Here is a 19,041-nt window from a genome sequence, read left to right as displayed (position 1 = left end):
CTTGTTTCAGTTTTAGTTGGGCTGTGCCCAACCCAGTTCATTTGACCTATTCGGCTGACTTATCGGCGTTTTTGTTGGCGCGAGCCTCACGTCGATTAGCTTTTTCTTCAGCGCGACGGGCGTTCTGAGCAGCCCGGGCCTCTGACTTGTTTTTAACCGGTGCAACAACCATAACCATATTGCGACCGTCAATACGTGGCCGTGACTCAATCGTGCCGTACTCGGCAATGTCTTGAGCGAACTGCTGCAGCAGCTGCACGCCCATTTCTGGACGTGACTGCTCACGGCCGCGGAACAAGATCATTGCTTTAACCTTGTCACCCGCAGACAAAAAGCCGATAGCGCGCTTCTTTTTTGTCTCGTAATCGTGGGTATCAATCTTGAGACGGAAACGCACCTCTTTCAGCACGGTGTTTGCCTGATTACGCCGTGCCTCCTTAGCCTTTTGCGCAGCCTCGTATTTGTATTTGCCATAATCCATGATTTTGGCAACCGGTGGCTTCGAATTCGGAGCAACCTCGACGAGATCTAGATCTGCCTCCTGAGCAAGACGCAGTGCCGTAGCAACCGACACAACACCAACCTGTTCACCGCCTGGACCAACCAGACGCACCTCAGGGACGCGGATTCGTTCGTTCGTGCGTGGTTCGCTGATTATATGCTCCTCTGTTCTAAGGGGTTATGGCAGCTCACACAGTATGTGAACACAAGAAACGAACACTAGAGCATTTTAGAATAAAATAACTCTGCACCCTCAAGCTATCGCGTAAGCGACGGAGTGCCAACTACCCGGCAGCGATAAGCTCGCATACAGGGTGGGAGATGATCCGCTTCTGTCTCAGTTTTCTGAGAGCCACTAAAAAGTCTATCATGAAACCTTGCTAAAAGACCAGTAACCCGGGCGGGTTAGCCTACAATTGTCTCTATGACTGACGAAACCCTTGCTGAGGCGACAAGAGATATTGCGGATGTTCCCGCCGTTGAAATTATCACCACCGCGGCGGTGCACCTGCTCAGCGCAGCAGCTGTTAAGTGCGGCCTCGCCGATAATCCTGAGGAGGAGACGGATCTTGACGAGGCGCGGAAGCTGATTAACGCTCTCGCCGGGCTGATCACCGCCGGCGCTCCCGAGATCAGCGATGTTCACGCTCGCTCCCTGCGTGACGGCCTGCGCAGTGTGCAGCTGGCTTTCCGCGAGGCTTCTAAGTTCCCTGACGCTCCTGGCGCGGGCCCTGGCGAGAAGTGGACCGGCTCGGTTATCTAGGTTTATTCCCCTGGCCAAATCCGCCGGATTTGACGGGCTAGGCTCAGCTTGGCTCGACCGGCTTGACTAGGCGAGCTCGGCCAGCTGTATTCTGCTAGACGGCAGACCTGGCTAGTCGGCGGCGATTACCCGGATCCGCATTGAGTCGATTGCCTCAACCAGTTCTGGCACGGCTGTCCAGCGTTCCTGGGCTGCCGCGATGATCCGCTGTAGCTCTTCGCTGCTGTAGCCGCGTTTGATTGTCACAACCGCTTCAATCTCCGGGGATCGCATCCGCAGTTGTGGGTCTCCCGGCAGCAGTTCTAGGCCGGTGATTGCGCTGTCCTGGGTAAAGGCCTCACGCAGTTGCTGTTGAATCTCGTCACTGTACCAGGCCGGATATTGGATTTGGCGCATCGCAATCGGTGCCAGCTGGTTGCGTCTGATCACAAGCTCGGTTTCTTCGGTGCCCGGATCGACAACGATCAGCTCGGTTCCCTCCTGCCCCGCGGCAATAACCGCCTGCGGCGCCGGCACTGGAATCGGCCTCGCGGTTGGATCCCACGCGGCCATCGCAGTTGTTGAGGTGAAAACCGGCAGTATTTCTCTGCCGTCGGGAGCTTTCACCGTGACGATTGACAGCTCCTGTGTTTTTTCAACGATTTTCCCGGTCGGGGTGGTTCCGAAGTCACCGCCGACGGCGACGAGCGGCACCAGCACCCGCACCTCCGCGAATGCGCTAACGGCGCGTTTGTGTGCCTCGGCGAGCTGCCGCAGGTGCTGATAGGCGCTGTTGACGTCACCCTCCGCGATCGCACGCTGATACTGTTCGGCGATGTCTCGCATCTCGGTAACAGCGAGCTGGTAGCTTTCGGGGGTTGTGCCGTCGTCGTCCGCGAAGGCGGTTTCGTGATGGTTGAAGGTGCGCCCCGCCCAGGGTGTGCCTGCTGAGTCGGCGGATCCGCCCGCAAAAATCCCCTCGGGTAACCCCGTGGGCGTTTTTGAGTGCTGTGGACGGTCACCTGTTGACGGAAGTTTGCGAATCATAGATGCCCCCTCTGCCGCTCTAACCCTTGCCTCGTGGATCGCCGTGGAGCGCGGTCTGAAGACGGATTGGGCCTTGTTTTCCGGTGCCGCAACGGGCGAGGCGATGGTTAGTATCCCGCAACATCGAGTGCCTCACTGAGCGTAAAGTTGCCGCTGTAGAGCGCCTTGCCGACGATCGCGCCCTCAACCCCGTGCGGGACGAGGTCACGCAGCGCCGCAATATCGTCGAGGGTTGCAACACCGCCGGAGGCAACAACCGGCCTCGCGGTTTTTTCTGTAACGCGGCGCAGCAGTTCCAGGTTTGGACCCTTCAGCGTGCCGTCTTTGGCAACATCGGTGACAACATACCGGGAGCAGCCAGCGTCCTCAAGCCGCTCAAGCACATCCCAGAGGTTGCCGCCCTCGCTGGTCCAGCCGCGCGCGGCGAGGGTTTCGCCCTTCACATCGAGCCCGACCGCGATTTTATCGCCGTATTCGGCAATCACCTCGGCGGTCCAGTCTGGATCCTCAAGCGCCGCCGTTCCCAGGTTTACGCGCTTTGCTCCGAGCTCCAGCGCCGCCTCTAGGCTAGCAGTGTCTCTGATTCCACCAGACAGCTCAATGTTGATGCCACCGGTCTCTTTCATAACCGCTTTCAGCACCTGCTTGTTGTCACCGCGCCCAAACGCCGCATCGAGATCAACCAGGTGGATCCACTCAGCACCCTGCCGAATCCAGTCGAGCGCCGCATCAACCGGGCTGCCGTAACTGGTTTCGCTGCCCGCCGCGCCGTTAACCAGTCGCACAGCCTGGCCGTCAGCGATGTCTACCGCGGGCAGAAGCTCTAGCTTGGGTGAGGTTGTCAGTTGAGTCACGGTGTTCCTTCGGTTTTGGTTTAACGAATTGATTTGTTTAGCTTTTGGTTGCTGCGGGTGGTTTCTCGCGTTGCTTCCGCGGGTGCGCAGTTAGTTTTGCGGCCTGAGCGTTCGCACCCAGTTGGCGAGCAGTTTCAGACCCGCCTCCCCCGATTTTTCGGGGTGGAACTGTGTTGCCGCGAGCGGACCCGCTTCAACCGCGGCGACGAAACGAGCTCCGCCGTATTCCGCCCAGGTTGTGAGCACCTCAGCGTTTGCGCCCGCCGGTTCTGTGGTGACGGCGTTGCTGTGCACAAAGTAGAAGCGTTCGTCAGCAACACCGGCAAACAGCTTACTGCTTACGGGTGCGGTGACGGTGTTCCACCCCATGTGCGGCAGCCTTTCGGCGGGTAGCGCACGGACGTCACCGGCAAGAATGTTAAGCCCGGGGGTTTTGTGACCGCGTTCGTAGCCGTTGCTGAACAGGATCTGCAGCCCCACACAGAATCCGATAACGGGTTTGTTTGCGGCTAACCGCTCCGCAATAATCTCCGCGCCAGACACCGCCTCTAGCTGCCGCATAACCGAGTCAAATGCCCCAACACCCGGGACAACCAATCCGTCAGCGACAAGTGCCTCCTCACGGTCAGCGGTGAGCGTCACCTCTGCGCCGGTTGCGGCCAGCGCCTTGTAGACGCTGTGCACGTTTCCGGAACCGTAGTCGAGCACAACAACTCTCGGTTGCTGGCCTGCTGTCGCCTGCACGGCGTTTTCCTGCTGCGCTGTCTGTTCTGTGTCTGCTGCTAAGTCTGCTGCCACGTTTACAGTTTTCCCTTCGTTGAGGGAACCCCGTCTACCGCGGCATCTTTGGCTTTCGCAGCGCGGAATGCGCGCGCCAGTGCCTTAAACTCTGCTTCAGCAATGTGGTGTGGATCCCGCCCCGCAAGCAGTGTTATGTGCGCGGTGAGGCGAGCGTTTAGGATGAACGCCTCGAAGAAGTGCCGCACCATTGAACCGGTGAAGTGGCCGCCGATTAGGTGGTATTCAAACCCGGCTGGTTCACCGCTGTGCACAAGGTATGGACGCCCGGAAATGTCAACAACCGCTGAGGCCAGTGCCTCATCAAGCGGCACTGCCGCATCGCCGTAGCGCGCGATTGATCGTTTGTCTCCGAGTGCTTCGAGCACGAGCGTCCCGAGCAGGATACCGGTGTCTTCAACGGTGTGGTGCACATCAATGTGAACGTCACCTCGCGCTTTCAGCGTCAGGTCGGTGAGCGAGTGTTTTGCGAAGGCGTTCAGCATATGGTCGAAGAATGGCACACCCGTGTCGATGTCGGCTTTGCCTGTGCCGTCGAGGTTGAGTTCAATCTCGATCCGGGATTCGCTTGTTTCTCTGACCGCTTTGGCGGTTCTTGCGTTGCTCATTTTCTCTCCAATAATTCTTAGCGGTTTAACTGTCTAACCTGTTTTGCCGATTTCACCGGCTAGTTACTCTGCCCGCTATGGTTCGGTGTGAGGTTGGTTATTGCCTCTATTACCGCGGTTGTTTCTGTCTCGGTTCCCGCGGTAATACGCAAGTGACCAGGGATATTAAATTTGCGGATCAGGATTCCCTGTTCTAGCAGGCTGTCGAACACGCTGTCTGCGTCAGCGAAGCCACCAACGAGCAGGAAGTTTGCTCCGCTCTGGTTAACGGTGTAGCCGAGATCTGTGAGCGCCTGGGCGAGCCTGATCCGCTGCTGGGTAATAGACTTAACACTCTGCAGCATCAACGGGTAGTTCTTTAGCGCGGCAACAGCAGCTACCTGGGTTAGCAGCGACAGGTGGTATGGCAGTCTAACCAGCCGCAGCGCGTCAATCAGTGCTGGGTCAGCTACCAGGTACCCGAGTCGCACCCCGGCGAAAGCGAATGCCTTACTCATGGTGCGTGAAACAGCTAGCCGGTGTCTGCCAGCCAGCAGTGACACGGCACTTACTGGTTCCTCTTCAAACTCTATGTATGCTTCGTCGACGATTAAGATACCGTCAAAAGCGTCGTATGCTGCTTTTACAACGTCGAGTGACTGTGATGTGCCGGTTGGGTTGTTTGGTGCGCAGAGAATAGCGACCGCTGGGTTGTGTTTCTTTAGCGTCTCTGCGACATACTCTGGTGTTAGTGTGTAGTTTTCAAGTCTCGGGATTGGCACCCACTCTGTGTCTGTGCCTCCCGCCAGCAGCGGATACATTGAATAGGTTGGCGTGAAGCTGAGGAGTGATCTGCCTGGCCCGCCGAACGCCTGCAGGATGTGCTGCAGAACCTCGTTAGAGCCGTTTGCCGCCCAGATCTGCTCAGGATTAAGCGATTCGCCGGTTGTGTTACTCAGGTAGGAGGCGAGAGACTCTCGCAGCTCCGTAAACTCTCTGTCTGGGTAGCGGTTTGATTGGGCTACCGCTTTCGACAGGGATTCAACTATCTCGGTTTTAACCTCGTCCGGGATGCCGTGTGTGTTTTCATTGACGTTAAGCGCAACCGGAACAGTAAGTTGGGGGGCACCGTAGGGCTGTTGGCCTTTAAGGCTCTGCCGCAGCGGTAAATCACTCAGGGTAACCATAAAACAATTTTACCCGCTTGCTCTGGTTTTTAATACCCGCGTGTTTCAGCGGCAGAGTGTTTGGCGTATGCCCTACAGGCCTACCTCCGCGGCTGACTGCACACCCGGACGATCCGCGTAACGCAGTGGAACAGCGATTGGCTCATAAAGCTTGAGCGCTGAGTCTGAGAGCTGGTTGAGCTCCACAATCTCCTGCACAATATCGCGCGGGTCAGCGTTTGGGTCAAGCAGCTGGGCAACAGACCAGAGGCTGTCCCCCTCCAGCGGCACAATGTACCCAAAGTTATTAACCCCTGCTTTAAGATCAGTGTCTGCCTGCGCTGAACCGGCGAAGGCGTTGGAAACACCGAACCCAACGGAGGCGAGCAGTGTAACCAACAGGGCGGTCAGCACAACCCTGCCGCGCACTGTCAGCCGGATAGACGGCGTAGCGCCGTCTGCTATCGCAACAGCTGGGGCAGCTGCGTAAGGTGCTGCAGCGCCAGCGTAATCAGCCGTGTTTACTGAAACGTCAGTCTTTGTCTTAACCACAACAACTCCTACCTCTCGAAGATAACTATCGAACATTTTTATCGAAGATAGCTTCTACTATACACACATTTCTGGAAAAATCGAAACTATCTTCCAAATAAATTTCCGACACGCCCTCGCTTGTTTTACCTGCGGGGCGTTAGTTAGTAGATTTTTACTAACAATCAAATTCAACAGTGAGCTACGGACGTTTTGTTACCAACGCGGTTTCACACGACCAAAACCCGCTCACCGCTGATCTAGAACCCACCCGTCTGATCTAGAAACCACCTGTACACCGTCCACCCGTCCGCAAGTCGGCAAAACCCACAAACCGGCCTTAACAGCAGGGAACACGTTAAATGACAGCGCACGAACTAAAACCTAAACAGCTGCAAGTCATCAAGTTCATTGCTGAGTCCTGCATGCGCGGTAAACCACCAACACTGCGTGAAATCGGTGACGCCTGCGGCCTGTCCTCACTGTCCAGCGTTGACTACCAGCTCACCCGTTTAGACAAAATGGGCTATATTCGCAAGGGAACCGGTAAGAGCCGCGACATTGACGTGCTCCGCGTCCCCAGCGAGTTCGCGGGAACCGAAATCGATCCGGAATACAGCCACCAGAGCGCTTCTCCCGAGTCGCAGTTCGAGTCGGCGACGCTTGTGCCGCTCGTCGGCCAGATCGCAGCGGGTGTGCCAATCACCGCTGAGCAACACGTGGAGGATGTTATGCCGCTCCCCCGTGCACTGGTTGGAGAGGGGGCAATCTTTATGCTCCGAGTGGTTGGCGACTCGATGGTTGATGCCGCCATCTGCGACGGCGACTACGTTGTTGTAAAACAGCAAAACACCGCGGAGAACGGCGAGATCGTTGCCGCGATTATCGACGACGAGGCAACCGTTAAAACCTTCAAGAAAACCGGCGGTCAGGTGTGGCTGCTACCGCAAAACCCGGTCTACGAGCCGATCCCGGGCAACCACGCAACAATCGTTGGCAAGGTTATCGCGGTCCTCAGGTCCGTTTAGCTCTGCGCTAGATCAGCTCTAGCTCACGCAGCACGGCGGTAACCTGCTCGTGCTTGTTAAAGGTGTAGAGGTGCAGTGACGGAGCCCCGCCTGCCAGCAGCTCCCGGCACAGTTTAATCGCGTACTCAACGCCGAGCTCCGGCGCGAAACCGCCGGCGCTGTCCATTGCGCGCTCCAGCTCGGTGGGCGCCTGCTGGCCGGCAAGCTCAGCAACCTTCCGCAGCTGCTGACTGGTAGAAACCGGCATAACACCCGGCAGAATCGGCAGTTTCACACCGCCTGCGCGAGCGGCCGCAACAAACTCCAGATACTCCTCCGCATAGAAGAACAGCTGGGTTATCGCGAGCGAAGCACCCGCCTGCTCCTTCTGCAAAAGCCAGTCAATATCCGCCTCCAGGGAGCGACTCTGCGGGTGACCGGTTGGATACACCGCAACCGCGGTTCTGCCGACACTCGTAAAAGCGGGCCGACTAGCACGCGCCGCGCTGAGCAGATTAATCAGTTCGAGCGAGCTCAGCGAGTCCTGCAGCAGCGGATCCGCCTCGTCCATGCCCCGAGGATTGTCACCGCGCAACGCCAAAAAGTCGTGGATCCCAGCGTCCATCAAACCCTGAATAACCGCCTCAAGTTGCTCCCGCGGGGTTGCAACGGTTGTCAGGTGCGCCATCGGCAGCACATCCGTGTGTTTTCGGATGTGTTTCAGCAGGTCAAGCGTCGCCTCCCGGTGTGAGCCGTTGGCGCCGTAGGTGACCGAAATAAACTCCGGCCGGGTCGCAGCCAGGTGCTGAATGACAGCGCCGAGAGCGAGCGCCGCCTGATTGGAGCGCGGCGGAAACACCTCAAAACTAAACCTTGTTTTGGTGGGTGCTGAAGCGACTAAAAGATCTGAAGCTGACATCCTAAACTATCCTCGCAGATTTATCTTCGCGAAAGCTATCCTCGCACACACTAACCGAGCAGCGTTTCGGAAGCGATTGCGGTTCCCTGCACCCGGGCCGCGATCTTCGCAAACGCCACATCCCGGGCAAAATCCGGGGATCCGTGCCGCGGTTTACTGTCCACCAGGTAGGGCGAAAAACCACAGTCATCGGTGGATCCGAGCAGCTCAGCGGGAATAAAGCGTGACGCCTTAACGAGCTGGTCTGCGATCTCCTCAGCGGTTTCGAGACGCGGTGAGGTGGGGTTGGTGACGCCCAGCAGGATCCGCGGCTGCCTGGCCCCACCAAGCTGTTTCAGCTGCTGCCCGACCAGGTTCGCAACCCGATCCGGGTCCTCCTCCCCCGCAGCCTGCACCAGGAAATAACCCGCCTCAATCTGGAAGAGTTCCGGCAGCAGTTTCGCGTAGTCAACGTCGCGACTGTGGGAGCTGTCGAGGTCATTGCCAGGGCAGGTGTGCACCCCAACGAACGGGCGATACTGCTCAGGAATCGCGTCCAGCACCCTGTTTAGCAGCTCAATAAAACCGTGCAGCGCGGCCGTGCCAGCCCAGGCAACCTGCGAGTTAGGGTTGAGCGCGAGCCTGCCCTCGGTAAAGTCAACGTGTACCCGGCTGGCTCCCGCCGCAAAACAGGAGATAATGTCCGCCGCACTGCCGGCGATAACATCCTCCTCAAACTCGGCCTTAGAGTAGCCGTCAAGGCCGCTGTCGGGATACATCAGCGACAGCATCGCCGGGGAGACAACCGCCTCTTTCACTGGCAGGTCGGTGAGTTTTCGCACATACTCAACGTCACTGCCCGCATAACTGGCGTAACTGAACCGCTGACTGGTTGTCAGCTTGGGAACTAGCCTGTGATGCCCGTCAGCGTAAACCGCGAACACCTCACTGGCGGTTGCGGTGCCCGGCGCAACCGGGTAGCTCGCAAAACTGTTGCGGCGCTGCTCGCCGTCGGTGATAATCGGTGACCCGGTTGCAACAAAACGATCAACGGTGTCTTTTACAGCGGCGTCGTATTCCTGCTGCAGATCCGCCTCGTCAATGCTGCCAGCGAGCTGCGCTAACACAGCGTGCTGCAGCCGAGCCGGCCTGGGCAGCGACCCAACAGGTTCTGTTGGCAGCTGCCCAGACTCTAACTCAAACCAACCGAGTCTGGTTGACATTTAGTTTTCCGCCCGCACTTCCTGAGCGGCGGCAACCAGGTTCTTGAGGCTCTCAATAGTCTCGTTGTATCCACGGGTTTTGAGGCCACAGTCAGGGTTTACCCACAGCTGTTTTGCCGGGATCCTAGCAACCGCGATCCGCAGCAGCTCAGCAATCTCTTCCTGGCTTGGGATGCGGGTTGTGTGGATGTCGTAAACACCCGGGCCGATACCGCGAGAGTATCCGGCATCACCGAGTGGCTCAACAACGTCCATGCGGCTTCGGGCGGCCTCGATGCTGGTCACGTCAGCGTCCAGTCCGTTAACCGCGTCAATGATCTCACCGAACTCGCTGTAGCACAGGTGGGTGTGGATCTGCACATCATCCGCCGCACCAGCGGTTGCGAGACGGAACGCACCAACTGACCACTCAAGGTAGCTAGGCTGCTTCTCTTTTTCGAGCGGCAGCAGCTCACGCAGCGCAGGCTCATCAACCTGGATGATCTTAATACCAGCGGCAGCGAGATCCGCAATCTCATCGCGCAGCGCCAAAGCAACCTGCTCGGCGGTATCGGCAAGCGGCTGATCGTCACGCACGAATGACCAGGCGAGAATGGTTACCGGGCCGGTGAGCATACCCTTCACAAACTTGTCGGTCAGTGACTGCGCGTACTTTGACCACTCAACGGTGATCGGTGCCTGGCGGGTAACATCACCCCACAGGATTGATGGGCGGGTTGCGCGGGTGCCGTATGACTGCACCCAGCCGTGCTCGGTGACAGCGAAACCGTCAAGGTTCTCGGCAAAGTACTGCACCATGTCGTTACGCTCGGCCTCACCGTGCACGAGCACGTCAATGCCGATCTCGTTCTGCAGGTCGATAACGCTCTTAATCTCGGCGCGCAGGAACTCGTCGTATGCGGCCTGGTCGATCTCACCGCGGTTGAAAGCGGCACGCGCCTTGCGGATCTCGCCGGTCTGCGGGAATGATCCAATTGTGGTGGTTGCGAGGTTCGGGATCCCGAGCGCTTCCTGTGCGTCACGGCGCTGCTGCTCAGCGGAACGGTTGCGATCCGCTGCGGTAACAGCGGCTACACGCTGGCGGACAGCGTCAACCTTCACGCCCGGAGCTGCTGCGCGGTCGGCGAGGATCGCGTCATTCTCCGCGAGCTCAGCCTCAATAGCCTCACCACCCTCGGCAAGACCACGGCTCAGCACAACAATCTGTGCAATCTTCTGGTCCGCAAACGCCAGCCATGAGCGCAGGCGCTCATCCAGCTTGGTCTCCTCGCGCACATCATGAGGAACGTGCTGCAGGCTAACACCGGTCGCCGGAGCAACGCTGATGCCCGCCTCACGGATCCGCTCAAGAGTCTCAAACGCAGCACGCAGGTCGGTGCGCCAGATGTTACGGCCGTCAACAACACCCGCGAGCAGCTGCTTGCCCTCGAAGTTCTTAACCAGCTCAGCGTCAAGCTCAGGGAGTTTGCCGCGCACCAGATCCACCTGCACAGCCTCAACCGGGAGGGTTGCGAGCTTCGGCAGCGCGTAGCTTGAGTCGCCGTAAGGGGTTGTCAGCAGGATCTGTGGACGAGCGGTCAGACCGCCGAGGCGCTCATAAGCCTTAGCCGCGAACTCGAGCAGCTCGCTCTTTGGCAGGCGCAGTGAATCACTCACCAGCGCCGGCTCATCGAGCTGCACCCACTGAGCACCCGCTGCCGCCAGCTCGCCGAGGATCTGCGCGTAAACATCAACAAGTTCGTCGAGCCTGTTGAGCGGCTCGAAACAGGCTTTTTCACCCTCAGCGGCTTTTGCAAGCGCCAGGAAAGTAACCGGTCCAACGATTACTGGACGGGTGACAATGCCCTGCTCTTTCGCCTCGCCGAGCTGCTTCACAAGCTCAGAGGAGTCAGCCTTGAACGGGGTATCGAGGGTGATCTCTGGCACGCTGTAGTGGTAGTTGGTGTCAAACCACTTGGTCATCTCGAGCGGCTGCAGCTTGTCGGTGCCGCGAGCCAGCGCGAAGTACTTCTCTAGCCAGGTACCGGAAACGTCAGCGAAGCGCGGAGAGGTTGCGCCAACCAGGAGGGCTGCGTCAAGCACCTGGTCGTACCAGCTGAAGCTCTCGGGCACGCTGCTGTCAGCGGTCAGGCCCTCAGCCTTAATGTGCTCCCGTGTGGCGGCGCGCAGCTCTTTAGCGGTGTTACGAAGCTCTGCCTCGTCAATCTTGCCCGCCCAGAAAGCCTCGATCGCGCGCTTCAGTTCACGGCGACGGCCAAGCCTCGGGTATCCAAGAATTGTTCCTGAAATTAGTGCTGACATTTAAGTCCTCTCAAAATTGGTTACTAGAAGAAGATATATTGTTTCGTGTTTCAGCGCCACATTGTTGCGGATTATTACGCGGCAACAGCCCGGTTTGCCCGCCACAGCAGCTCACCGCGCAGGCAGACCCGCTGCCGTGCTGCCATGGCGTATCACCCTTAAACTATTCACTGGTTTCGATTGTATAGTCGGTGAGTTTTGCGAGCGTTGCCTCACACACGTCAGCCGTAATCCGGGTTCCCTCCGGCAGATACTCAACCGTTTTCACCCGGTTGCGCTCGTGCAGCTCAGTAACCAAATCTCCCCGATCAAACGGGATAACCGCGGTCACCTCCGCCCCCAGACTCGGCAGTGCAGCATCAACGATGGCGCGCAACTGGCTGATTCCCTCACCCGTTTTGGCGGAGACGAACACGCAGCCCGGAGCAAGCCCCATCAGTACCAGGCGTTGATTGTCGGTGATTAGATCCGCCTTATTAAACACAACAATCTCGGGGATATGCTGCGCCTCAACCTCACCGAGCACCTCGCGCACAACCTTCAACTGCGATGCGGGGTCGGGGTGGGATCCGTCAACAACGTGCAAAATAACATCGCTCGCAGCGGCCTCCTCGAAGGTGGATCTAAACGCCTCAACGAGCTGGTGCGGCAGGCTTCTCACGAACCCGACCGTGTCAACGTAGGTGAACTGTCTGCCGTCAGCGCTCTGCGCCGCCCGAACGGTTGTGTCGAGGGTCGCAAACAGCTGGTTTTGCACGAGCAGTCCCGCACCGGTTAGGTGGTTTAGCAGGCTCGATTTGCCGGCGTTGGTGTATCCGACAATCGCGACCGTCGGAACAGCGCCGCGTTTCCGGTTTGCGCGCTTGGTTTCACGCGCGGGCGCCATCGCGGCAATCTCCCGCCGCAGCTTCGCCATGCGGTTGTTAATGCGTCTGCGATCAAGTTCGATCTTTGTTTCACCGGGGCCGCGCGATCCCATACCGGCACCGCCGGATCCAACCTGACCACCCGCCTGCCGGGACATTGAGTGACCCCAACCGCGCAGACGCGGCAGCAGGTATTCGAGCTGCGCCAGTTCAACCTGGGCTTTACCCTCGCGGCTTTTCGCGTGCTGGCTGAAAATATCGAGGATCACCGCCGTCCGGTCAATCACTTTAACCTTCACCGCGTCCTCCAGCGCTCGTCGCTGGCTCGGTGCAAGCTCCGAGTCGGCAACAACCGTGTCAGCCCCGAGCGCCATAACCAGGTCTCGCAGCTCAGCGGTTTTACCCCGACCGATGTAGGTTGCTGGATCCGGGTGGGGTCGCCGCTGCAGCAAACCGTCCAGCACCTTCGCACCGGCGGTCTCAACCAGCGCCGCGAGCTCCCGCAGCGAATTCTCCGCATCAACCAGCGACCCCTGTGTGTAAACTCCGATCAGCACTACATTTTCTAGCTGCAGCTGGCGGTATTCAACCTCGCTAATGTCTTCAAGCTCGGTTGACAGGCCGGGAACTCGCCGCATTCCGGCTCGCTCCTCACGCTCCAGCGCAATATCAACGTCCTGCTCGCCGAGCTCGTCATAGACCTCGTCGCCGAGCGCCTGCGCCTTCCCGTCGCGGATCACGTGGGCTCCGCCGCCCTGCCGCTGCTTAATCTTCTGCAGAAGTTCGGTTGTTTCGTCTACTGTCTCGTCTACCGTCTCGTCGGCCGCTTCGCTGTTTTTTGTGTATTCTTCCATCTGTTCTCCAATTCTACTATTTTCGTTTTTGTGAGTGTGCTTGGTTTTTCAACTCATCCGCCGGTTTTTAGTAGGCTTATGGGGTGAGTGATCATTATTTTTCTGCCTCGCCTTCTTCCCCGTCTGAGTCGAAGCGTCTGAGCGTTACCCTCGGCGGCCAAGCGGCCGAGGTGCTGGTTGCTGGTGGCGTGTTTAGCGGCTCCGGGGTGGATCGCGGCACCGCCGTGCTTCTGAAACACCTGCCTGATCCCCCCGCGACCGGTGATCTTTTGGATATCGGCTGCGGCTGGGGCACTATCTCACTGGATGCTGCGCTCCGTTCTCGGGACTTGCGTGTTTGGGGTGTTGACGTGAATGAGCGGGCTCTTTCTCTAACCCGCCAGAACGCTGATCTGCTCGGACTCAATAATGTCACTGCCTGTTTCGCGGATCAGGTTCCCACCGATCTGAGTTTTGCTGAGATCCGCTCTAATCCACCGATCAGGGTTGGCAAAAAGGTGCTGCACGAGCTGATGCTCACCTGGCTGCCGAGGCTTTCGGTTGGCGGTTCAGCGTTCTTGGTTGTCGCGAAGAAGCTTGGCGCTGAATCGTTTGAGCGGTGGCTTGCTGAGTCGTTCACTGACGGTTTTCAGGTCAGCCGTTTCGCGCGGGATAAGGGCTTTCACGTTATCCGGGTGTTAAGAACCGCTTAGCCGAGAGGGCTCTGTCTTTTACACGGCGGGTACCTCGACGGTGCCGCTGTAAACGATTGTGGCTGGTCCGCTGAGTGAGACGTGTTCTCCCTCTTCGGTTGGGAACATGCGCACGCCGAGTGTGCCGCCGGGGACGGTGACTCGCCAGTTGTGTGGCATTTCTGCGCCGCCGATGTGACGGTATGCGAGGGCTGCCGCAACCGCGCCGGTTCCGCAGGAGAGGGTTTCCCCTACTCCGCGCTCATGTACACGCATTCTGATCTGGCCGACTCCGTCGTTGATGAGCGGATCCTCCGCGACAACGAACTCGATGTTACTGCCCGTTGCTGGTTCAGGTGTTAGCTTCGGTGTTTCATTGAGGTTTAGTGTCTCTAGCTGCTGTGGATTGTCGAGTTTTGCGACACTGTGCGGGTTACCGAGGTCGATTTCAACTGTTTCTGCGCTGCCGTCTATTCCCTGGGCGACTACGCTGCGGCCGCCCGCTAGTTTCCACCTGCCGAGGTCAACACTGTAGCCTGCTGCGCCGACGAGCACGTCTTTTACGCCAGCTCTGGTTGCTATCGCAAGGGTTTCTCGTCTGTCTTGTGGCGTGATGAGTCCCTCGGTTATCAGGTAGTGCACGTAAACTCGCACTCCGTTTCCGCACATTTCTGCGATGGATCCATCGGCGTTGTAGTAGTCCATGAACCACTCTGCTTCGGGATATTCTGCCGCGATCTCTGCGGTGTCGGGGTGGTGTTTTGTGCGGACTGCTCTGATTAGTCCGTCTGCGCCGATTCCTGTGTGCCGGTTACACAGCCACGCGATCTGTTTCGCGGTCAGCGGGTTGCTGTTCTCGGGGTCTGTGAGCAGCACAAAATCGTTTCCGGTGCCGTGTCCTTTTTTAAAGTCTAGCTGGGTCATTGTGCTCTCATTCGCCTTGGCGCAACCAGGTGTCTAGCAGTGCCAACTGTGTCTGACGCTGCTGGCTTTGCGCGGTAGTTATCCATGTTACAGCGGGCAGTCGCTTAAACCAACTCACCTGTTTTCGGGAGTATCTGCGCGTCAGCTGTTGTGTTTCAGCGATCGCCTCCCGCTCTGTTATTTCTCCGGCGAGCTGCCGGACTGCCTGAGCGTACCCGATTGCACGACTCGCGGTTTTTGACTGCTGGATCCCCTGCTCAAGCAGTTTCGCTGCCTCGGTCAGTAATCCTCGCCGCCAAAACTCTTCAACTCGCTCATCTAATCGTTTAACGAGTGTTTCACGCTCCTCGTGCACCCCGAAAATAACCTGGTCAAAAACCGGTTTCGGTGCGCTCGGCAGCTGCGCAGTGATTGATTCGCCAGTTAGTTCTTTAACCTCAATTGCTCTGATTACTCGGCGTGGATTGAGGGTGTCAATAGCAGCCTCGGCAGCTGGGTCTGTGCGCTTTAATCGTTCACACAGTGCGGTAATTCCACCGCTATTAAACAGATTTTCCAGCTCTGTTCTCAGCTGCGGATCCGTCTGCCCGAGCTGCATCTCAAACACCGTCGAGTTTACGTATAGTCCGCTGCCTCCGACGAGGATGGGAACGGTGTTGTTTGCCTGTAGTTCTCGGATTATCTCTCTTGCCTGTTGCTGATATGCGGCAACGCTTGCTTCTGCTGTGACGTCGAGCACGTCGATCAGGTGGTGGGGCACCTCCCGGAGTTCTTCGCTGCTCAGTTTCGCTGTTGCAATGTCCATTCCGCGGTAGAGCTGTGAGGCGTCGCAGCTGATTATCTCCGCGTTCTTGCCGTACTCGCGAAGCAGTTTTGCCAGGTTTATTGCGAGGGCGCTTTTTCCGGTTCCGGTTGCTCCGACTATCACTATCAGCCGGTTGTTGTTTGCTATCTGCTGCTGCACGCTAGCCTGCGCCTGGGCGCTTTCAACGAATCTCGCCTTTGCCCTGGTGATTGCTTTCTCTGCGAGAAACTCTCCGGGTGTTTTGTTGCTGCCGCGCAACGCAGATGCTGTGTCAGCTATTGTGTTGGTTGCTGATGTCATGGCTGCGCCTAACGAAACCTGGGGGTTCTGCCGTTGGCTTTTGCCCTCGAGCTGCCGGTGGTTTTTACCCGCGAGCTGCCGCGCGTTTCACCGCTGGTGGTGATGCCTGCTTCTGCAAGCGCCTGTTTTACTGTTTCGTATACCTGCTGGCCTGACCAGCCTCGTCTTGCGAGGTATGAGAGCAGTCGTCGTTCAGCTGTCTGGTAGTCTAACTGTTTTAGTTTCGCTGCACGGTCGCTGGCCGCTTTCACCAGCAGCTCTGTTTCGTCCTGCTGGTCAAGCTGTTCTGTCACCTCGGCGATTACCGCTGGGGGCAGCAGCCTAGCCCGCAGTTTCTGGCTGATCTGTGCTCTGCTGTACCCTTTTTGGCTCCGCAGCTTTTCACTCAACCGCTTCGCAAGGTCGGCGTCGTTTAGGTAGTTTCTTGTCTCAAACTCTGCGATAACCGTTGCAATGAGATCCGGATCAAACTCTTTTGCGGTTAGTGTCTTTTCCAGTTCTGCCGACGACAGTTGTTTTTTCGCGAGGGCTTTCTTTGCTGCGCTGAGCACTTCTTGTTGCGCGGCATCGCTGTCCACAGGATCTTCTCCGGCTGAATTGGTTGCCGTTTTATCAGCGCCCAACTTTGGGGTTTCAAGCGCTGTTTTTAGCTCTAGGATTTTTGCCTGTCTAGTCACGGCCGGCTGCTGTGTTTCACCCTGGTCTAGTAGCCTGCTTCGCAGGTCTATTACCTCGGCGAGGTTCGAGCGATCCGGCACGCTTGTTTTGACCGGATCGCTCGGTGTGAACCTCACAGCCATCGCTATGCAGCAACCTTAACCGCTGGAGCGTCTGTCGCAGCAGCTTGGTCGGCGGCAGCGGTGTCGTCTGCGGAGGCGTCTGGGTCTGCGATGATTCCTAGTTTGATCAGAATCTTCTGCTCAATCTCGGTTGCAACAGCCTCGTTGGTTTTCAGGAAGTTGCGCGCCTTCTCCATGCCCTGACCGAGCTGGTCTCCGTTGTAGGTGAACCAGGCACCGCTCTTCTTAATAATTCCCTCTTCAACTCCGAGGTCGATCAGTGATCCCTCACGTGAGATTCCCTCGCCGTAGATGATGTCAAACTCTGCCTGCTTAAAAGGCGGCGCCATCTTGTTTTTCACAACCTTCACGCGGGTTCTGTTACCAACCGCGTTCTGACCGTCTTTCAGGGTTTGCACCCGCCTAATATCGAGTCGCACAGATGCGTAAAACTTCAGTGCCTTGCCGCCGGCGGTTGTCTCTGGGCTGCCGAAGAACACACCGACTTTTTCACGCAGCTGGTTAATGAAGATGCAGGTGGTTTTGGTGTTGTTTAGCCCACCGGTTAGTTTACGCAGCGCCTGTGACATCAGTCGCGCCTGCAAACCAACGTGTGAGTCACCCATGTCACCCTCAAGCTCGGCTGCGGGAACAAGCGCCGCAACCGAGTCGATAACCACCAGGTCAACAGCTCCCGAACGGATCAGCATATCTGCGATCTCAAGCGCCTGCTCACCAGTGTCTGGCTGTGAAACAAGCAGCTCGTCAATGTTAACCCCGAGCTTCTGCGCGTAAACAGGATCAAGCGCGTGCTCTGCATCAATAAACGCGGCGATTCCGCCTCCCCGCTGAGCGTTCGCAATAGCGTGCAGGGTCAGGGTTGTTTTACCCGATGATTCAGGCCCGTAAATTTCAATAATACGACCGCGCGGTAAGCCGCCAATTCCGAGCGCCGCGTCAAGGGTGATAGAACCGGTTGGAATAACCTCAACCGGTGGCCGATTCTCCTCGCCAAGACGCATAATTGCGCCCTTGCCGAACTCTTTATCGATCTCAGCTAGCGCTGATTCAAGCGATTTAATGCGATTCTTGTTGCTCACGATTAATCCTTTCGTATCGGTGACACAGAGCATCACAGGTTGCCGCCCACAGGCTGTCCGAGTGGAACAACCAAGCACTCGCTTTTTAGAAACTCAGCCTCCCGGGTTTAACCGTGAGGGATGATAAACCAGCTCCGTAACGAGTATTTGATTGTTTGCACTGACAGGGCATCGGCGCTAATTAGAATCTAGTTACACCGTGGGACATTTTGGTACCAATTACGTCAAACGGTGGAAAACCACACCCTCACTAGCAGCCTGTTAACAACAATACAGCACTTCGAAAAGATCTTCGAACAACACGCTGATTGGGAAAACAGTGTTGCGCTAAAAACCCGCCTGGGAGCGTGCCTAATAGCGGCTAGCGTTCAGGATTCAACAGCCCCCTGCCGTAGCGGTCGGCGGCGGGAACATCGAAGTCATCACAGAGAGCCAGCCACACCTCGCACGGATCCGCCCCGCTCGCGAGCGCCTCAGCGGGGGTTGCAGAAAACCTGACGAGCCAGTGGTCTCGCAACAGCACAGTTGCGTAGCGCTCCCCAAACTGCTCGGCGACAGCCCTGTTAAACTCGCTGTGTTTCACTCCACACTCTGCGTTTCAAGTAGTCAAAGCCTGCGCGGCGCGGATCAGCCCCGCCGCCGCACAGTGCCTTAGTTAAGCACGCAGCGCGTACTCTGAACCGTAGTCGGCAACGAGCTCGGTTGGCACGGTGTCTGGCACCTTTGGCGAAAGCTGCGACTCAACACCCTCCAAAACAGCTAGCCGCTGCGACAGCTCACCCATAATAACGGACAGCGGCACCTCAAGCGCCTCAGCAACCGAGCCGAGGATCTCGCTTGAAACCTCTTTCTGACCGCGTTCAACCTCGCTCAGGTAGCCGAGCGCAACACTCGCGTCTCCGGCAACCTTGCGGAGGGTGTGTCCACGCTGCTGACGAAAATCACGCAGCACGTCGCCAAGCTCTTGACGAATTAATAACATGAGTTTCTCCTTCTCGCGGCGTCACATCTTTAACTTAAGCGTCACACTCACCAACAATTAAACAGTTTCGGGATTATTTTATTCCCCGTCATGCAGGGAAGCAAA

Annotated in this window: 20 protein-coding genes; 3 read left to right on the top strand and 17 right to left on the bottom strand. The window is 57.5% G+C overall.

Going from position 1 to position 19,041, the window contains the following annotated elements:
* Window positions 1–46: 46 nt before the first annotated feature.
* Entirely contained in the window at window positions 47–613 is a 567-nt protein-coding gene (gene infC, locus EII30_RS00320; RefSeq protein ID WP_370266762.1) for a translation initiation factor IF-3, read from the bottom strand.
* 312 nt (window positions 614–925) lie between these two features.
* Between infC and EII30_RS00315 the strand changes: the two genes are divergently transcribed.
* Window positions 926–1,264, top strand: coding sequence for a DUF1844 domain-containing protein (locus EII30_RS00315; protein WP_124885342.1), 339 nt, complete (start codon window positions 926–928; stop codon window positions 1,262–1,264).
* Window positions 1,265–1,375: 111 nt separating this feature from the next.
* Here the strand turns inward: EII30_RS00315 and EII30_RS00310 are convergent, their stop codons facing one another.
* The 6 genes from EII30_RS00310 to EII30_RS00285 form a co-directional block, all read right to left on the bottom strand.
* Window positions 1,376–2,290: an SseB family protein gene (locus EII30_RS00310; protein ID WP_124885341.1), complete on the bottom strand. Its 915-nt coding sequence runs from the start codon at window positions 2,288–2,290 to the stop codon at window positions 1,376–1,378.
* Window positions 2,291–2,397: 107 nt separating this feature from the next.
* A complete protein-coding gene (gene priA / locus EII30_RS00305) occupies window positions 2,398–3,135 on the bottom strand; it encodes a bifunctional 1-(5-phosphoribosyl)-5-((5-phosphoribosylamino)methylideneamino)imidazole-4-carboxamide isomerase/phosphoribosylanthranilate isomerase PriA (protein WP_370266799.1) in 738 nt (245 codons plus the stop codon).
* 99 nt (window positions 3,136–3,234) lie between these two features.
* A complete protein-coding gene (hisH, locus tag EII30_RS00300) occupies window positions 3,235–3,888 on the bottom strand; it encodes an imidazole glycerol phosphate synthase subunit HisH (RefSeq protein WP_124885471.1) in 654 nt (217 codons plus the stop codon).
* Window positions 3,889–3,944: 56 nt separating this feature from the next.
* The gene (hisB, locus tag EII30_RS00295) at window positions 3,945–4,550 is read right to left on the bottom strand and encodes an imidazoleglycerol-phosphate dehydratase HisB (RefSeq protein WP_124885339.1); all 606 of its coding nucleotides are present in this window, start codon (window positions 4,548–4,550) and stop codon (window positions 3,945–3,947) included.
* 59 nt (window positions 4,551–4,609) lie between these two features.
* Complete coding sequence (locus EII30_RS00290; RefSeq protein ID WP_124885338.1) at window positions 4,610–5,716, bottom strand: histidinol-phosphate transaminase; 1,107 nt, start codon at window positions 5,714–5,716, stop codon at window positions 4,610–4,612.
* A gap of 72 nt (window positions 5,717–5,788) precedes the next feature.
* Complete coding sequence (locus EII30_RS00285) at window positions 5,789–6,247, bottom strand: hypothetical protein (protein ID WP_124885337.1); 459 nt, start codon at window positions 6,245–6,247, stop codon at window positions 5,789–5,791.
* Between the two features lie 341 nt (window positions 6,248–6,588).
* Between EII30_RS00285 and lexA the strand changes: the two genes are divergently transcribed.
* A complete protein-coding gene (gene lexA, locus EII30_RS00280; protein ID WP_124885336.1) occupies window positions 6,589–7,254 on the top strand; it encodes a transcriptional repressor LexA in 666 nt (221 codons plus the stop codon).
* Between the two features lie 7 nt (window positions 7,255–7,261).
* On the opposite strand, the gene EII30_RS00275 is transcribed toward lexA, so the two are convergent.
* The 4 genes from EII30_RS00275 to hflX form a co-directional block, all read right to left on the bottom strand.
* Complete coding sequence (locus EII30_RS00275; RefSeq protein WP_124885335.1) at window positions 7,262–8,152, bottom strand: methylenetetrahydrofolate reductase; 891 nt, start codon at window positions 8,150–8,152, stop codon at window positions 7,262–7,264.
* A 50-nt stretch (window positions 8,153–8,202) separates the two neighbouring features.
* On the bottom strand, window positions 8,203–9,354 hold the full coding sequence (locus EII30_RS00270; RefSeq protein WP_124885334.1) for a hypothetical protein: 1,152 nt from the start codon (window positions 9,352–9,354) through the stop codon (window positions 8,203–8,205).
* On the bottom strand, window positions 9,355–11,655 hold the full coding sequence (gene metE / locus EII30_RS00265; RefSeq protein ID WP_124885333.1) for a 5-methyltetrahydropteroyltriglutamate--homocysteine S-methyltransferase: 2,301 nt from the start codon (window positions 11,653–11,655) through the stop codon (window positions 9,355–9,357). It lies immediately after the preceding gene.
* Between the two features lie 163 nt (window positions 11,656–11,818).
* Window positions 11,819–13,375: a GTPase HflX gene (hflX, locus tag EII30_RS00260; RefSeq protein ID WP_124885332.1), complete on the bottom strand. Its 1,557-nt coding sequence runs from the start codon at window positions 13,373–13,375 to the stop codon at window positions 11,819–11,821.
* An 83-nt stretch (window positions 13,376–13,458) separates the two neighbouring features.
* Here hflX and EII30_RS00255 point away from each other — a divergent pair, with 83 nt between their 5' ends.
* Window positions 13,459–14,067 (top strand): class I SAM-dependent methyltransferase, encoded by a 609-nt coding sequence (locus EII30_RS00255; RefSeq protein ID WP_124885331.1) that lies wholly within the window; start codon window positions 13,459–13,461, stop codon window positions 14,065–14,067.
* Window positions 14,068–14,085: 18 nt separating this feature from the next.
* Here the strand turns inward: EII30_RS00255 and dapF are convergent, their stop codons facing one another.
* The 6 genes from dapF to EII30_RS00225 form a co-directional block, all read right to left on the bottom strand.
* Window positions 14,086–14,970 (bottom strand): diaminopimelate epimerase, encoded by an 885-nt coding sequence (gene dapF, locus EII30_RS00250; protein ID WP_124885330.1) that lies wholly within the window; start codon window positions 14,968–14,970, stop codon window positions 14,086–14,088.
* Window positions 14,971–14,977: 7 nt separating this feature from the next.
* Window positions 14,978–16,075 (bottom strand): tRNA (adenosine(37)-N6)-dimethylallyltransferase MiaA, encoded by a 1,098-nt coding sequence (miaA, locus tag EII30_RS00245; RefSeq protein ID WP_124885329.1) that lies wholly within the window; start codon window positions 16,073–16,075, stop codon window positions 14,978–14,980.
* Window positions 16,076–16,083: 8 nt separating this feature from the next.
* Entirely contained in the window at window positions 16,084–16,875 is a 792-nt protein-coding gene (locus EII30_RS00240) for a regulatory protein RecX (RefSeq protein ID WP_124885328.1), read from the bottom strand.
* Window positions 16,876–16,877: 2 nt separating this feature from the next.
* On the bottom strand, window positions 16,878–17,957 hold the full coding sequence (gene recA / locus EII30_RS00235; protein WP_124885470.1) for a recombinase RecA: 1,080 nt from the start codon (window positions 17,955–17,957) through the stop codon (window positions 16,878–16,880).
* Between the two features lie 358 nt (window positions 17,958–18,315).
* Window positions 18,316–18,537 carry a DUF3046 domain-containing protein gene (locus EII30_RS00230; protein ID WP_124885327.1) on the bottom strand — a complete coding sequence of 74 codons (222 nt, stop codon included), beginning with the start codon at window positions 18,535–18,537 and terminating at the stop codon, window positions 18,316–18,318.
* A gap of 72 nt (window positions 18,538–18,609) precedes the next feature.
* Window positions 18,610–18,936, bottom strand: coding sequence for a helix-turn-helix domain-containing protein (locus tag EII30_RS00225; protein WP_124885326.1), 327 nt, complete (start codon window positions 18,934–18,936; stop codon window positions 18,610–18,612).
* Window positions 18,937–19,041: the final 105 nt, after the last annotated feature.

The sequence above is a fragment of the Leucobacter sp. OH1287 genome (assembly GCF_003859945.1).
Taxonomy (GTDB): Bacteria; Actinomycetota; Actinomycetes; order Actinomycetales; family Microbacteriaceae; genus Canibacter.
Note: the sequence above shows the minus strand (reverse complement) of the source record. Positions and strands in the feature narration are given on the sequence as shown.